A 13,630-nucleotide genomic window follows, 5' to 3' on the forward strand; every position below is an offset into this window, starting at 1 on the left:
CAATGGTACTGCGTCTCAAGACGTGGGAGAGTAGGTCACCGCCAAACCTAGTAAAGACCAATAATAATTCTAAAACGATCACAAAAACAAACAAATCAGCCCGCGTCAGAAATGACGCGGGCTGTTTTGTGTTCAGCTAAAGAAACTTCAAATCTAAACGTCATAACACTGACAAATCACTGTCATGACGATGTAATCCAACAGTCTTACGAGACCGGAATAGCCGCATCGAACATTGGTGCGGTCTCATTCGGAGATCTGGCTATGCTGCCTCTAAGCCCTTGGAAATTCGTCTGGCAATGCCTGTTTGGGCCCCGCCGTTTGTCGACGCACCTGAAGGTTCCCGCAACGCTGGATTTCTGACCCGGATCTTACCGGATCGGGATGCTGACGCGCATCTGAACCGTTTCGATGCCCGGATTGTTCTTATAAATCCCGGCATTGGACCGGTGATCGTAGCTGACGCCAAAGCGCCAGCCTGAGGGCGCCTCATATCCGACCTCAATGCCGGAGCGGAATTCAAGCGGGCCGCCCAGATCAAAGCCGCCATTGTCCATATAAAGACCCGGCATCGCGTGTAGTTGTGCGAACCACGGGCTGCCATCGCGCAGGATGTCGTAGGTTTGCCCAAAGCCCAGCCAGGTTTCACCCTTTTCACCGATCGAAAATCCGACGGCATGACCGAAAGGCCCTGTCCGGTGCCCCAGATCATAGCGCAGGTAGAGTTCGGACGCGGGTTTGGCACGGCGTTCTAGGACCTCGCCTGCCGAGATCGCAAAGCGCGGCGTGGTTTCTGTGCGCCCAAAGCAGCCCAGTTCAGTCCCGCAATAATTTCGGTTCATGTCCGTTAGTCCCAGAACCAACATCATTACTGCGAACGTTCCGTCTGCCATGGCGCACCTCCTGCTTTGCATCAGGTGAAGCACACTCCCCGATGTTTGTCACCCCTTAGCCATGAAAGTGGGTCGTTACAAAACCTTTACCGCATAGTCACATTCGCGTTGCGCAGCGCCGCTACCTGACGGGTCAAGAACGCAACGGGGGCCACATGCTGCTTGTCGAGAATCTGACGAAGTCTTTCGGATCGAACACTGCGGTGGATCGTATGACCTTCGAAGTGGATCGCCCGATGATGATCGGGATCATCGGCCGTTCGGGCGCTGGCAAGTCCACGTTCCTGCGTATGATGAACCGGATGACCCCGGCGAGTTCAGGGCGTTTGGTGTTCGAAGGCACAGACGTGTTGCAGCTGACTGGTGGCGGTATGCGCCAGTGGCAGTCGCAATGCGCGATGATCTTTCAGCAGTTCAATCTGGTGCCGCGTATGGATGTCGTGTCCAACGTGCTGCACGGAACGCTGAACCGTCGGTCGACCCTGGGGACGATGTTCAACCTGTATCCGACGGAAGACATTCACAAGGCCATCGATATTCTCGACCGTTTGGGCATCGCCGACCACGCGGCCAAGCGGGCCGAGGCTCTGTCTGGTGGTCAGCAACAGCGCGTGGCGATTGCCCGTGCACTGATGCAAGACCCCAAGGTCATTCTGGCGGATGAGCCGATTGCATCGCTCGACCCGATGAATGCGCAGATCGTGATGGATGCCCTGCGCCGTATCCACGACGAAGATGGCCGCATGGTCATTGCCAACCTGCATACGCTGGATACCGCCCGTCGCTATTGCGACCGCGTGATCGGCATGCGCGACGGTCGGATCGTGTTCGACGGCTCGCCAGCGCAGCTAACCGTCGGCGTGGCGCGGGACATCTATGGCGCGGATGAGACCTTCTCGGAATCTGCGACCTCTACCGAAATTCGGGAACATACCGGCCATCAGGCTCGCGTTCCTGCGTAACCCCATTTCATCGACCCCGGTCGATGGCCGGGGCAACGCAACGGAGAAAGATGATGAAAAAACTGATCGCTGCCGCTCTGGCAACCACTGCTCTGGCCGCACCGGCATTTGCCGATAGCCACGGCATCACTGAATTCAACATCGGCCTGCTGGGCGGTGAAAACGCTCAGGACCGTCTGAACTCGAACGAGTGCCTGCGCGCTTATGCCGAAGAAGCCCTTGGCGTTCCGGTTAAGCTGTTTGCACCTGCCGACTATAACGGCGTTATCCAGGGTTTGCTGGGCGGCACCCTTCAGATGTCGTGGCTGGGCGCGTCGTCCTATGCGGCAACCTATCTGGCCGACCCCGAAGCGGTTGAGCCGGTTCTGGTCAAGATCAACCTCGATGGCTCCTACGGCTATCACTCGATCGGCTTTGCCCGCAAAGATAGCGGCATCACCTCGCTGGACGACATGGCAGGCAAAACCTTCGGCTTTGGCGATCCGAACTCGACCTCGGGTTACCTGATCCCGTCGATCGAAATCCCGATGTACAAAGACGGCATCACCATGGAATCCGGCCAGTACTTCGGCGAAGTTAAGTTCACCGGCGGCCATGAGCAGACCATCGTGGCAGTAAACAATGGTGATATCGACGGCGGTGTGACCTGGGCCGATGGTCAGGGCGCATGGGAAGACGGCTACAACTCGGGCGCGCTGCGCAAAGCGGTTGATGCTGGCCTGATCGACATGAACGATCTGGTTGAAATCTGGCGCTCGAAGCCGATCCCGGAGGGCCCGGTTGTTCTGGCGAAATCGCTGCCGCAGGATGTCAAAGACAAGATGACCGCGCTGGTTGATGGCCTCTACGAAGCCGATCCCGATTGCGCCTATGGCGTTGCGGCTGGCGACTCGCTCGGCTTCGATCCGATCACCCATGACGCCTATGTTTCGATCATCGAAGCACGTAAGGCCAAGAGCAACTAATCCGCTCTACCCATTGGGCCCTGCCATCCGGCGGGGCCCTTTTTGTTTGAGAGAGACATGAGCCTTAGCCCGAACCCCCCGCACGATCCACGCGCCAATTATATCCAAATGATGCAGCGCAAGCGCCTTTACGGCGGACTGACCATGGCGATTTTCGCCTTGCTTTTGGTGTCGGGCTTCATGCTGGCCAATGATCGGAATGCCGGTGGCTTCTGGTCGGGCCTTCCGCATGTTCTGGATTTCCCCGCCGACGTCTGGGCCGATGCCGCGCCGAAGGTGGATCAACTGCCGGGGCATTTTCTGACCTTCTTCCCGTCCTTGCTGGAAACCATCAATATCGCCGCAGTATCGACGCTGATCGGTGCCGCGATTGCGGTGGTTCTTTCCATGTTGGCAACGCGAGGACTGGCGCTTTGGCCGCGGGCGATCCCGGTGTTTCGCCGTGCGATGGACATCATGCGCGCCATGCCCGAAATCGTCATCGCATTGGTTTTGATCTTTGTGCTGGGCGGCGGCCCGGTTCCGGCGATGATCGCGATCACGTTTCACACCGCTGGCGCCTTGGGGAAACTGTTTTCCGAGGTGAATGAAAACGCCGATCTAAAGCCCATCGAAGGGCTGCAATCGGTTGGCGCAGGCTGGGTTCAGCGGATGTGGCTGGGCGTGATCCCGCAGGTTGCGCCGAACTACTTCAGCTACGGCCTGCTGCGGTTTGAAATCAACATCCGCGCCTCGGCAATCCTTGGGTTCGTTGGTGCGGGCGGCATCGGGTACGAACTGAAGAACGCCATGTCTTGGGGACTTGGCAAATTCGACGAAGCCGCCGCGATCTTCATTCTGCTGTTCTTGACGATTGTGGTCTTTGACCAACTGTCCAGCCGCGTCCGCCAAGGCCTAATCCACAAGGGGGGCCACTGATGGCTGCGTCCGACCTGTATCAGTCTTCTGAGCGACTGTTTCGCCGCAAGCAGCTGATTGGCTTTGCCTTCCCGGCGGTGATCTTGACCTATTTGGTTTACGTGTTCTTTGCCTTCGACATTCTGGGGCTGGCCGAACGCGCACGCTGGGACAATGGCGCGACCTTGGTGCGCGACACCTATAGCTATAAAACCCACGTCACCCGCGACAACCGCAATGGCGAAACGAGCATCGCTGTTGAAGGCGAACGCAAAGGCTCATATCCCGATGGTATGGTGCCGCCTTGGGTCGCCGCATCTGGTGACACTGTGACGATCGATCTGAAAGACGGTCACCGCGTGACCTTCCTGCCGAACAATGGCTTGCGCTATGAGGTGCCGGGCTTTGGCGTGATCGAGGCGGCCATCGTGAACCGCGCGGTGCAAACCAATCTTGGCGACACGGTTCCGGATTGGGTGTCCCTGTCGCGCAGCCGTCTGGACATCACCACCGATGCGGGCCGCGTTAGCCTGACCCGCAACAAGACTGAGGTGTTCCGATATTCCTTCGGGTGGGAGCTGTTCTTCTATACCTTCACCAGCCCGTACCACGGTCATTCCCTAACCGATATTCTGTTCGGCCCGCAGATCGACCCGACCCGCAGCAACCTGATCGGCGCAGTTCAGGACTTTTGGTACAACCCGATGTGGCAGCACGGGATGGTTGTTTGGGCAATGTTCGAAACGATTCTGATGGCATTCCTTGGTACGTTCGGCGCCGCCATCATCGCGTTGCCGCTTGGGTTCATGGCCGCCCGCAACTTCAACCGCATCATGCCCGCCCGCTTTGCCGTGCGCCGCGTGTTTGACTTTTTGCGCGGGGTGGATGGGCTGATCTGGACCATCGTTCTTAGCCGCGCCTTCGGCCCCGGCCCGATGACCGGCGCGCTGGCGATCTTGCTGACGGACACCGGATCTTTCGGCAAGATGTTCTCAGAGGCGTTGGAAAACGTCGATCCCAAACAGATCGACGGCGTCGCCTCTACCGGGGCCAAGCCGCTGCAACGCTACCGGTTTGGGGTCATCCCGCAGATCACGCCCGTTCTGCTCAGCCAAGTGCTTTATTATCTGGAATCGAACACCCGGTCCGCCACCATCATCGGCGCGATCACCGGCGGGGGCATTGGTCTGTTGTTGACGCAAGCCATCATCACCCAAAAAGACTGGGAAGAGGTGAGCTATTACATCATTCTGATCTTGCTCATGGTGATGCTGATGGACACGGTTTCGGGCTGGCTGCGCCGAAAACTAATCCGCGGCCAAGACGCCTGAAGGGATACGCGATGCCCAGACTGTCCGAAACCGCGCCCTACGTGCATCCCGATTGTCAGATCGGCAATTCCACCTTTGGACGCTTTGTTGAAATCGGCCAAGGCAGCCGGGTGCTGAACAGCAGCTTTGACGACTATTCCTATTGTGACCGCTATGTCGATATTGCCAATGCGACCATTGGCAAGTTCGCCAATATCGCCAGCTTCACGCGGATCGGGCCGACCGATCACCCGATGGGGCAGGCGTCATTGCATCACTTCCTCTACCGGTCTTCGGACTATTGGGATGATGTCGAAAACGATGCCGACTTCTTTGCCCGCCGTGCTGCCCGCCGGTCCGAGATTGGGCATGACACCTGGATCGGTCACGGCGCGATAATCCGGCCCGAGGTGCGGATCGGCCATGGTGCGGTTGTCGGGGCAGGGGCCGTGGTGACGCGGGATGTGCCCGATTACCATATCGTGACGGGCGTCCCCGCCACCCCGATGCGCGCCCGGTTCCCGGAGGACATCGCCCAGCGGCTCTTGGCCTTGGCGTGGTGGGATTGGTCGCATGACGTTCTAAAAGAGCGGCTACCCGATTTCCGGGCCATGCCGATTGAGGCGTTCCTTGAAAAGTATGAGGCCTAACCGTCCTTAAGCGTCAGCGCCACGCGATCCCCGGCAAACCATGTCCGTCCACGCTCAACCGGAGTGCCGTTCAGATCGGTGTTCACACTCAGGGTGTACAGCAGCGCATCGCCTTCGCGGACGGCCAAATGAATGGCTTGCGTCGCGGTGGCATGTTCGGCGGTGATGCGCGTTTCGGCGCGGATGTAGTCGGCAACCCCGGATCGTCGCAGTGCTTCGGTGATGGATGTGACCGTCTCAAACGCTTCGGGCAGGCCGGGCAAACGGTCCAAGGGAAAGACGGATTGGAACAGGGCAACCGGCGTATCTTCGGACAGGGACAGGCCTTCGACCACGAACACTTTCGCCGCTTCAGAAAGGTGCAGCGCCTCACGCTCGGACGCGTCGGCAAGGCGGGTTTCGCGGCGCAGGATCTTCTTTTGGGGCAACCGCCCCGAGGCTTGGATGTTCTGATGAAAGCGCACCCGCCGCCCCAAGGGATATTCGGTGGATTGGGCCTCAACAAAAATACCGGATCCGCGCCGGCTGCGCACCAAGCCGCGATCGGCCATATCCGACAGCGCCCGCCGAACGGTGTGCCGGTTAACAATAAAGCGCTGCGCCAGCTCTTGTTCGGTGGGCAGTTTGCTGCCCGGCGGATAGTGGCCAGCGGCCAAATCGGCCTCCAGCGCGGTGGCGATGGATTTCCATAGGGGGGTGCGCGGGCTGGTCGTCATGAAGGTTTCACAAAATTCTTGTTGCCGACAGGACGGCCCGATTGGTACGATTAGTCTAGTTGTATAGGAATCTAGACTAATATGCAAGCTGTCCACTCCCCCTCTGACGCAGAGCGAAAAACCTGGCTTAGCCTGCTGGCCAAGGCCGATGCGGCGCAGCTTGCAGACTGCGTCGCACACTTCAACGACACGGCATTCGACTGGCTGCGCCAGCCCGAAATTGGCAGCGTCATGGTGAGGGGTCGCGCGGGCGGCACGGGGGCAGCCTTCAATCTGGGTGAATTGACAATCACCCGCTGCGCCCTGCGTCTGACTGGGTCCGAGGCGGTCGGCTATGGCCATGTGCAGGGGCGTGACAAAACGCACGCCCGCAACGCGGCGCTGGTCGATGCCCTGATGCAGACCGCCCACGCGGATGACGTCATGGCCCATGTTCTGACTCCCCTTCAGCGTACACAAGATGCCAAGGCCAAGGCCCGCGCCGAAAAAGCGGCGGCCACAAAGGTCGAGTTCTTCACCATGGTTCGAGGAGAGGATTGATGCAGATTGCCGCTCAGCGTGGGTTCGACATGCCTGCCTACGATTCCGCCAATGCCTTTCGCGCCGCGATGTCGGCAATTGCTCGCCCCGGCACGATCCAGACCATTGCACCGATTGCGGCGGATCTGCCGTTTTCGCAGGCGGCGGCCGTTCTGTTGCTGACGCTGTGCGACCATGAAACGTCGCTGTTTCTGGCGCCGGATCTGGACACGCCCGAGGCCCGCCACTGGATCGCCTTCCACTGCGGTGCGCCTTTGGCCACCAAGGCCGATGCGATGTTTGCGCTTGGGTCGTGGGACGCGCTGGCCCCGCTGGACGATTACGCGCAAGGCACGCCCGAATACCCGGACCGGTCTGCCACGTTGATTGTCGAGATGCCCGAGATCACGCAAGCCGGCCCGCGCCTGACCGGCCCCGGCATCCAGACCGAGGCGTATTTGGCCCTGCCGGACACAGCCAGCCTGATGGCCAACCACGCCAAATTCCCGCGCGGCGTCGATCTGTTCCTGACAAGCGGATGCCAGATCGCCGCGCTGCCCCGTTCCACCAAGATTGAGGTGCGCTGATGTATGTGGCTGTGAAGGGTGGCGAAAAGGCCATCGACAATGCCCATAGCTGGCTGGCCGAAGAACGCCGCGGCGATGTGGCGGTCCCGGATCTGACGGTTGATCAAATCCGCGAACAAATGGCGTTGGCCGTTCATCGGGTCATGGCCGAAGGCTCGCTCTATGACCCGGATCTGGCGGCGCTTGCGATCAAACAGGCGCGGGGTGATCTGATCGAAGCGATTTTCCTGATCCGCGCCTACCGGACCACGCTGCCGCGTCTGGGCCATTCGCGTCCGATTGAGACCGACGACATGGCCTGTGATCGCCGCATCAGCGCGACGTTCAAGGATTTGCCCGGCGGGCAGGTGCTGGGGCCGACCTTCGATTACACGCATCGCCTGCTGGATTTCAAACTGGCCGCCGAGGGCGAAGCCCTGGCCGATACCGCGCCAATCGCTCCGGTGGACCAAGCGCCGATGCCCCGTGTGACCGAATTTCTGAACCGCGACGGGTTGATCCAGACCGAGCAAGCCTCGGACGCAACCCCGCCGGACATGACCCGCGCGCCCATGGCCTATCCCGCCGGGCGGCCGCTGCGCTTGCAAGCGCTCAGCCGTGGGGACGAAGGGTTCTTGCTCGGCATGGCCTATTCCAGTCAACGCGGCTATGCCCGGAACCACCCGTTCGTCGGTGAATTGCGCATCGGCAAAGTCCCCGTTTCGATGGAGATCCCGGAACTGGGCTTTGACATTGAGATCGGCGAAATCACCGTGACCGAATGTGAAACCGTGAACCAATTCGCAGGCTCCAAGACCGAACCGGCGCAGTTCACCCGTGGTTATGGGCTGGTCTTTGGCCAGACGGAACGCAAGGCGATTTCGATGGCTCTGGTCGACCGGGCGCTGCGCTGGCAGGAACTGGGCGAAGACAACGTCGGCGCCCCCGCGCAGGACGAAGAATTTGTCATCAGCCATTCGGACAACATTCAAGCCACCGGCTTTCTGGAGCATATCAAATTGCCCCATTACGTCGATTTTCAATCCGAACTGGAGCTGGTGCGCCGCATGCGCCTAGCTGCCGGTGCCGATGAGGTGAAGGAGGCGGCAGAATGAGCCAAGAATATAACTTTGCCTATCTGGATGAGCAGACCAAGCGCATGATCCGCCGCGCCATCCTCAAAGGGTTGGCGATCCCCGGCTATCAGGTGCCCTTTGCCAGCCGCGAAATGCCGATGCCCTATGGTTGGGGCACGGGCGGCGTGCAGGTCACGGCGGCCTGCCTGACGCCTGCCGACACGCTGAAAGTGATCGACCAAGGGGCCGATGACACGACAAACGCCGTGTCCATCCGCAAGTTCTTTGAACGCACCGCTGGGGTCGCCACGACCGAAAGCACCCGCGATGCCACGGTCATCCAAACCCGCCACCGCATCCCCGAAGAGCCGCTGACCGAGGATCAAATCCTTGTCTATCAGGTGCCGATCCCCGAACCCCTGCGGTTTCTGGAACCTCGCGAGACTGAAACGCGGGTCATGCATGCGCTGGAAGACTACGGGTTGATGCATGTGAAACTGTATGAGGATATCGCCCGCAACGGCGAAATCGCGACGGCCTATGCCTATCCGGTCAAGGTGGAGGAGCGCTATGTGATGGACCCGTCGCCGATCCCGAAATTCGACAACCCCCGCTTGGAAAGCGCCGCGATCCAGTTGTTTGGTGCGGGCCGCGAACAACGGATCTATGCGCTGCCGCCCTATACGCAGGTTGTCAGCCTCGATTTTGAGGATCACCCGTTCAACCCGTCCAAGGCCGATCATCCCTGTGCCCTGTGCGGGGCGGATCACACCTATCTGGACGAAGTGATCACCGACGATCAGGGCGGGCGTATGTTCGTCTGTTCGGACACCGATTATTGCAGCCGTCGGCAAGCCGATGGACATCGGGGCGACATGGCGCCCCCCGTGCTGGAGGCCTTGTCATGACCCCGCTTTTGACTGTGCGCGACCTGTCCAAGACCTACGGCGGGCGGATCGGCTGCGCGGATGTGTCCTTTGATCTGTATCCCGGCGAAGTGCTGGGCATCGTTGGCGAATCCGGGTCTGGCAAATCGACCTTGCTCAATTGTCTGGCGGGGCAGTTGGTGCCGGATGGCGGGCAGGTTGTGTTCGACACCCGCGCCGATGGCCCCCGCGATACCCTGATCATGTCCGAACCGGAACGCCGCATGCTGGCCCGCACGGATTGGGCCTTTGTGCACCAGAACGCCCGCGATGGTTTGCGCATGGGCGTCAGCGCTGGCGGCAATGTGGGGGAACGGCTGATGGCGGTCGGTGCGCGGAACTACGGCGATATCCGCAGCGCCGCGATTGACTGGCTTGGCCGGGTTGAGATCACCGAAGATCGGGTTGATGACCGCCCCACGGCCTTTTCCGGCGGCATGCAGCAACGCCTGCAAATCGCGCGGAATTTGGTGACCGGCCCGCGATTGGTGTTCATGGATGAACCGACGGGCGGGCTTGATGTGTCGGTTCAGGCGCGCCTTTTGGACCTGCTCCGTGGTTTGGTCCGCGACATGGGCTTAAGCGCGATCATCGTCACCCATGATCTGGCGGTTGTGCGCCTTCTGGCGGACCGGCTGATGGTGATGAAATCCGGCCAAGTGATTGAACAGGGGCTGACCGATCAGGTGCTGGACGACCCGCAAGCCCCCTATACGCAACTGTTGGTCAGCTCCGTCTTGCAGGTGTGAGGGGCGCTGCCCCTCTTGGCCTTCGGCCAATTCACCCCGGCGGTATTTGGGAAAGAGAAGAAGATGAGCGCGATGATCCGACTGAGCGATGTCTCCAAGAGCTTCATCCTGCACAATCAGGGCAGCACCGTCATTCCGGTGATGGAGAGAGTCGCCTTTGAGGTCATGCCGGGCGAATGCGTGGCGCTGACCGGGTCATCGGGGGCGGGGAAATCCACGCTGATGCGGATGATCTACGGCAACTATCTGGCCACCGGCACGATTGAAGTGGGCGGTGTGAACATCGTGGGCGCCGAAGCCCGGCAGGTGCTTGCGCTGCGCCGCGAGGTGTTGGGCTATGTCAGCCAGTTCCTGCGCGTTGTGCCGCGTGTGCCAACGCGCGAGGTGGTGGCTGAGCCGCTGCTCGCGCTGGGTGTTGGCCGGGATGAGGCTATCGCGCGGGCCGAGGCGCTTTTGACCCGCGTGGGCATTCCCGAGCGGCTTTGGGGTCTGTCGCCGACGACCTTTTCGGGCGGCGAACAGCAGCGGGTGAACATCGCGCGTGGGTTTGCCCACCCCTATCCGGCCCTTTTGTTGGATGAGCCAACAGCCAGCCTTGATGCAGGCAACCGCGCGATTGTGCTGGGCTTGATTGACGATGCCAAGGCGCGGGGCGCGGCGGTGATCGGGATCTTCCATGATCTTGAGGCCCGCGCCCAAGTCGCCGACCGAGAGATCGACGTTTCGGCCTTTTCGCCCAAGGTGGCCGCGTGACCGGGCGTGCCTTTGCTATTGTTGGCCCGTCCGGGGCGGGCAAAGACACGCTTTTGGCCGGGGCTGTACAGTCGCTGCCCAGTCTACACTTGGTTCGGCGTGTCATCACCCGGCCCAGCAACGCGGGCGGCGAAGATTTCGACGGGGTCACCGAGGCCCAGTTCGAACGGATGCGTGTGAACGGGGCGTTTGCCTTGCATTGGGCCGCGCATGGTTTGCTTTATGGCATCCCCGCATCGGCGCTGGATGCGCTTGAGGCCGGGGATACGGTTATCTTCAACGGGTCGCGCGCGATGCTGGATCACGCGCGGCAGGTCTTCCCGGGGCTGACGGTTATTCACGTCACCGCTGCGCCCGAGGTTTTGGCCCGGCGGCTTGAGGCACGTGGCCGGGAAACGGCGCAGGACATCCGGCAGCGATTGGAACGTGCATCGGGTCTGCGCCCCGTGGGGCCAGATGTGGTTGAGATCGACAACTCGAGCGACGTTGCCAAAGCGCTTGGCCAGTTGATCGCTCTGCTTCAGCCGGTCAGGGCGTAGCGATGCACGATTTCGAACAGACCGTCCTGGCGTTCGCCAAACAGGCAGATCGAGGTAATCGGGAATGGGCGCGACAGCAGCGGCGTGAAGGCCGATGTCAGGGCCTCGGCCGTGGGGGCGACCTGTGCTTTGGGGATCTTGCCGGTCAGCGTCATGTGGAAGCGGAAATCTTCGAACACGTAGGGATAGCCCCAGGCCAGCAGGTTCGAATCTTGTCTTGGGGTCAGGCCCGAGGCGCGGCGGCGCTCCAGCTCGGCCTCAGAGGCTGGGGCGCGGAAGGCGTCCAGATCGCGCACACAGGCATTGGCGATCTGCGCAAGACCGCTGGCATCACCGTCGGGCGTCAGCGCCAGAAAACGCCCCAAGGGGGTGACGCTCAGGCCCTCCAAAGTGGTCGCGGGCAGGCGGCTCGCCAGATCGGCGACCGCTGCCTCAAGCCCGGCGCGGTCGGTGCCGCGGGCCAGCCGAAAGGGCGGCTTCAGCGTGCCGTGGAACCCGTATTTGCGCGGGGTTATCGTCAGGTCGCTGATGGGCGCGGGAAGGCCATCGACATGCGGGTGTTCGCGCGGCGTGCCCGACGCGGCATCCCAACCAAGCCAATGGGCCGCAAACTCGGCCAAGGGGCCGGGCTCGGGCGCGAAATAGAGTGCGTATCGCGTGTAAGGTTTCATGATATCGGCCTTAGACTGCATGCATCACAGCTGTATGACAGCGGTGCCTGCGTCAAGGTCCAGAACAGGATTAGGCAATGTTAGAGACTGTTTTCACCAATGCGACGCTTGTGCTTGAGCAGGAAACCCTAAAGGGCAGCCTTGTTGTTCGCGACGGGCATATTGCGTCGGTTGATGCGGGCAATAGCGCGGTGGCCGGGGCGATTGATTGCGATGGTGATCTGCTTTTGCCGGGCCTGATTGAGCTGCACACCGACAATCTGGAGCGTCATATTCAGCCGCGCCCAAAAGTCGACTGGTCGCATTCGGCGGCGATTTTGGCCCATGATGGCGAACTTGCCAGCGTCGGGATTACCACCGTTTTCGATGCCATGCGTGTAGGCTCTGTCGTGGAAGGCAAACGCGCCGATTACCGGCCCTACGCGCGCAGTCTGGCCTCCGAATTGCTAGAGATCCGGGCGCAGGGCATGTTGCGGATCAGCCATTTCCTGCACCTGCGGGCCGAGGTCTGTTCGGAAACGCTTGCCGAAGAGTTGAAGGCCTTTGGGGCGGAAGATCGGGTTGGTCTTTTGTCGATTATGGATCACACGCCGGGGCAGCGGCAGTTTCGTGACCTCAGCAAACTGAAGGAATACGTTTGCGGCAAGCATGGTCTGTCTGAGGCCGATTTCGCCGATCATGTGGCCCACCTGACTGGAATTCGTGCCCGTCTGGGCGAGGCGCACGAAAAGGCAGCTGTTGCGGCCGCCGGACGGTTGGGGGCGGTTCTGGCCAGCCATGACGATACGACCGCCGAGCAAGTGCGCGTCAGCGCCGATTACGGCATTCGGTTGGCGGAGTTCCCGACGACGGTTGAGGCGGCGCAGGCCTGCCATGATGCCGGAATCGCCGTGATGATGGGCGCGCCGAACCTGATCCGGGGCGGGTCGCATTCGGGCAATGTCGCGGCGTCCGAACTGGCGGATCTGGGACTGCTGGATATTCTGTCGTCCGATTATGTGCCCTCGGCCTTGCTGACATCGGCGTTCAAACTGGCCGAGCAATGGGGCGATCTGCCCCGTGCGATTGCCACGGTCACGCGGACTCCGGCGCAGGCGGCAGGGTTGACCGATCGTGGGATTCTGGCACCGGGGCTGCATGCGGATTTGGTTCGGGTCCGGCAATGGGGCGGAACGCCGGTTATTCGCGGCGTCTGGTCCCATGGGCGGCAGGTTGGCTAGAGGCAAGAAATTGAAAATATGTGGTTATTTGGCGAAATCATAAGAAAATCAGAGATCGTCAAAAAACTTTCAATTTTCGGGTTGCAACCCGTCGGGGAGCGTCGTAGATACAGGCTCCGAAGCGTCGCGGGGTGGAGCAGCCCGGTAGCTCGTCAGGCTCATAACCTGAAGGTCGCAGGTTCAAATCCTGCCCCCGCAACCAACTTCGAACTTGCAAA

16 protein-coding genes and 1 tRNA gene are annotated in these 13,630 nt (G+C 60.8%); 14 read left to right on the forward strand and 3 right to left on the reverse strand.

The window, feature by feature from the left end; translation table 11 throughout:
* Window positions 1–371: 371 nt before the first annotated feature.
* Complete coding sequence (locus PRI8871_RS00005; protein WP_108884140.1) at window positions 372–893, reverse strand: acyloxyacyl hydrolase; 522 nt, start codon at window positions 891–893, stop codon at window positions 372–374.
* A gap of 155 nt (window positions 894–1,048) precedes the next feature.
* Here PRI8871_RS00005 and phnC point away from each other — a divergent pair, with 155 nt between their 5' ends.
* From phnC to PRI8871_RS00030, 5 genes are read left to right on the forward strand one after another with little or no spacing between them, the layout of a single operon-like run.
* Window positions 1,049–1,855 carry a phosphonate ABC transporter ATP-binding protein gene (gene phnC, locus PRI8871_RS00010; protein WP_108884141.1) on the forward strand — a complete coding sequence of 269 codons (807 nt, stop codon included), beginning with the start codon at window positions 1,049–1,051 and terminating at the stop codon, window positions 1,853–1,855.
* Window positions 1,856–1,908: 53 nt separating this feature from the next.
* On the forward strand, window positions 1,909–2,820 hold the full coding sequence (gene phnD, locus PRI8871_RS00015; protein WP_108884142.1) for a phosphonate ABC transporter substrate-binding protein: 912 nt from the start codon (window positions 1,909–1,911) through the stop codon (window positions 2,818–2,820).
* 57 nt (window positions 2,821–2,877) lie between these two features.
* A complete protein-coding gene (gene phnE / locus PRI8871_RS00020) occupies window positions 2,878–3,738 on the forward strand; it encodes a phosphonate ABC transporter, permease protein PhnE (protein WP_108884143.1) in 861 nt (286 codons plus the stop codon).
* Window positions 3,738–5,048, forward strand: coding sequence for a phosphonate ABC transporter, permease protein PhnE (gene phnE / locus PRI8871_RS00025; protein ID WP_108884144.1), 1,311 nt, complete (start codon window positions 3,738–3,740; stop codon window positions 5,046–5,048). The genes phnE (PRI8871_RS00020) and phnE (PRI8871_RS00025) overlap by 1 nt, the downstream gene beginning before the upstream one ends.
* A gap of 11 nt (window positions 5,049–5,059) precedes the next feature.
* Window positions 5,060–5,677 carry an LbetaH domain-containing protein gene (locus tag PRI8871_RS00030; RefSeq protein ID WP_108884145.1) on the forward strand — a complete coding sequence of 206 codons (618 nt, stop codon included), beginning with the start codon at window positions 5,060–5,062 and terminating at the stop codon, window positions 5,675–5,677.
* On the opposite strand, the gene phnF is transcribed toward PRI8871_RS00030, so the two are convergent.
* Window positions 5,674–6,393, reverse strand: a complete 720-nt coding sequence (gene phnF / locus PRI8871_RS00035; RefSeq protein WP_108884146.1) for a phosphonate metabolism transcriptional regulator PhnF — start codon at window positions 6,391–6,393, stop codon at window positions 5,674–5,676. The genes PRI8871_RS00030 and phnF overlap by 4 nt on opposite strands.
* Window positions 6,394–6,474: 81 nt before the next feature.
* Here phnF and phnG point away from each other — a divergent pair, with 81 nt between their 5' ends.
* The 7 genes from phnG (at window position 6,475) to phnN (ending at window position 11,521) form a co-directional block, all read left to right on the forward strand.
* Window positions 6,475–6,933 (forward strand): phosphonate C-P lyase system protein PhnG, encoded by a 459-nt coding sequence (gene phnG, locus PRI8871_RS00040; protein WP_108884147.1) that lies wholly within the window; start codon window positions 6,475–6,477, stop codon window positions 6,931–6,933.
* Window positions 6,933–7,499 carry a phosphonate C-P lyase system protein PhnH gene (phnH, locus tag PRI8871_RS00045; protein ID WP_108884148.1) on the forward strand — a complete coding sequence of 189 codons (567 nt, stop codon included), beginning with the start codon at window positions 6,933–6,935 and terminating at the stop codon, window positions 7,497–7,499. The genes phnG and phnH overlap by 1 nt, the downstream gene beginning before the upstream one ends.
* Window positions 7,499–8,593 (forward strand): carbon-phosphorus lyase complex subunit, encoded by a 1,095-nt coding sequence (locus PRI8871_RS00050; protein ID WP_108884149.1) that lies wholly within the window; start codon window positions 7,499–7,501, stop codon window positions 8,591–8,593. The genes phnH and PRI8871_RS00050 overlap by 1 nt, the downstream gene beginning before the upstream one ends.
* Window positions 8,590–9,462, forward strand: coding sequence for an alpha-D-ribose 1-methylphosphonate 5-phosphate C-P-lyase PhnJ (locus PRI8871_RS00055; RefSeq protein WP_108884150.1), 873 nt, complete (start codon window positions 8,590–8,592; stop codon window positions 9,460–9,462). Before PRI8871_RS00050 ends, PRI8871_RS00055 begins: the two co-directional genes overlap by 4 nt.
* On the forward strand, window positions 9,459–10,229 hold the full coding sequence (gene phnK / locus PRI8871_RS00060) for a phosphonate C-P lyase system protein PhnK (RefSeq protein ID WP_108884151.1): 771 nt from the start codon (window positions 9,459–9,461) through the stop codon (window positions 10,227–10,229). The genes PRI8871_RS00055 and phnK overlap by 4 nt, the downstream gene beginning before the upstream one ends.
* A 72-nt stretch (window positions 10,230–10,301) precedes the next feature.
* Window positions 10,302–10,982, forward strand: coding sequence for a phosphonate C-P lyase system protein PhnL (phnL, locus tag PRI8871_RS00065; protein WP_108885153.1), 681 nt, complete (start codon window positions 10,302–10,304; stop codon window positions 10,980–10,982).
* Complete coding sequence (gene phnN, locus PRI8871_RS00070; protein WP_108884152.1) at window positions 10,979–11,521, forward strand: phosphonate metabolism protein/1,5-bisphosphokinase (PRPP-forming) PhnN; 543 nt, start codon at window positions 10,979–10,981, stop codon at window positions 11,519–11,521. Before phnL ends, phnN begins: the two co-directional genes overlap by 4 nt.
* Here phnN and PRI8871_RS00075 read toward each other — a convergent pair.
* On the reverse strand, window positions 11,503–12,192 hold the full coding sequence (locus tag PRI8871_RS00075) for a DUF1045 domain-containing protein (RefSeq protein ID WP_108884153.1): 690 nt from the start codon (window positions 12,190–12,192) through the stop codon (window positions 11,503–11,505). The two genes, phnN and PRI8871_RS00075, sit on opposite strands and share 19 nt — an antisense overlap.
* 77 nt (window positions 12,193–12,269) lie before the next feature.
* On the opposite strand from PRI8871_RS00075, the gene PRI8871_RS00080 reads away from it, so the two are divergent.
* Together PRI8871_RS00080 and PRI8871_RS00085 are read left to right on the forward strand one after the other, a co-directional pair.
* Window positions 12,270–13,412, forward strand: a complete 1,143-nt coding sequence (locus tag PRI8871_RS00080) for an alpha-D-ribose 1-methylphosphonate 5-triphosphate diphosphatase (RefSeq protein ID WP_108884154.1) — start codon at window positions 12,270–12,272, stop codon at window positions 13,410–13,412.
* A gap of 125 nt (window positions 13,413–13,537) precedes the next feature.
* A tRNA-Met gene (locus tag PRI8871_RS00085) sits at window positions 13,538–13,614 on the forward strand.
* Window positions 13,615–13,630: the final 16 nt, after the last annotated feature.

This window comes from Pseudoprimorskyibacter insulae, from assembly GCF_900302505.1.
GTDB lineage: Bacteria > Pseudomonadota > Alphaproteobacteria > Rhodobacterales > Rhodobacteraceae > Pseudoprimorskyibacter > Pseudoprimorskyibacter insulae.

Excerpts from the sequence above, each read along its gene's own strand:
- PRI8871_RS00005 (WP_108884140.1), bottom strand. The coding sequence starts at position 893 with ATGGCAGACGGAACGTTCGCAGTAATGATGTTGGTTCTGGGACTAACG.
- phnC (WP_108884141.1), top strand. The coding sequence starts at position 1,049 with ATGCTGCTTGTCGAGAATCTGACGAAGTCTTTCGGATCGAACACTGCG.
- phnD (WP_108884142.1), top strand. The coding sequence starts at position 1,909 with ATGAAAAAACTGATCGCTGCCGCTCTGGCAACCACTGCTCTGGCCGCA.
- phnE (WP_108884143.1), top strand. The coding sequence starts at position 2,878 with ATGAGCCTTAGCCCGAACCCCCCGCACGATCCACGCGCCAATTATATC.
- phnE (WP_108884144.1), top strand. The coding sequence starts at position 3,738 with ATGGCTGCGTCCGACCTGTATCAGTCTTCTGAGCGACTGTTTCGCCGC.
- PRI8871_RS00030 (WP_108884145.1), top strand. The coding sequence starts at position 5,060 with ATGCCCAGACTGTCCGAAACCGCGCCCTACGTGCATCCCGATTGTCAG.
- phnF (WP_108884146.1), bottom strand. The coding sequence starts at position 6,393 with ATGACGACCAGCCCGCGCACCCCCCTATGGAAATCCATCGCCACCGCG.
- phnG (WP_108884147.1), top strand. The coding sequence starts at position 6,475 with ATGCAAGCTGTCCACTCCCCCTCTGACGCAGAGCGAAAAACCTGGCTT.
- phnH (WP_108884148.1), top strand. The coding sequence starts at position 6,933 with ATGCAGATTGCCGCTCAGCGTGGGTTCGACATGCCTGCCTACGATTCC.
- PRI8871_RS00050 (WP_108884149.1), top strand. The coding sequence starts at position 7,499 with ATGTATGTGGCTGTGAAGGGTGGCGAAAAGGCCATCGACAATGCCCAT.
- PRI8871_RS00055 (WP_108884150.1), top strand. The coding sequence starts at position 8,590 with ATGAGCCAAGAATATAACTTTGCCTATCTGGATGAGCAGACCAAGCGC.
- phnK (WP_108884151.1), top strand. The coding sequence starts at position 9,459 with ATGACCCCGCTTTTGACTGTGCGCGACCTGTCCAAGACCTACGGCGGG.
- phnL (WP_108885153.1), top strand. The coding sequence starts at position 10,302 with ATGATCCGACTGAGCGATGTCTCCAAGAGCTTCATCCTGCACAATCAG.
- PRI8871_RS00075 (WP_108884153.1), bottom strand. The coding sequence starts at position 12,192 with ATGAAACCTTACACGCGATACGCACTCTATTTCGCGCCCGAGCCCGGC.
- PRI8871_RS00080 (WP_108884154.1), top strand. The coding sequence starts at position 12,270 with ATGTTAGAGACTGTTTTCACCAATGCGACGCTTGTGCTTGAGCAGGAA.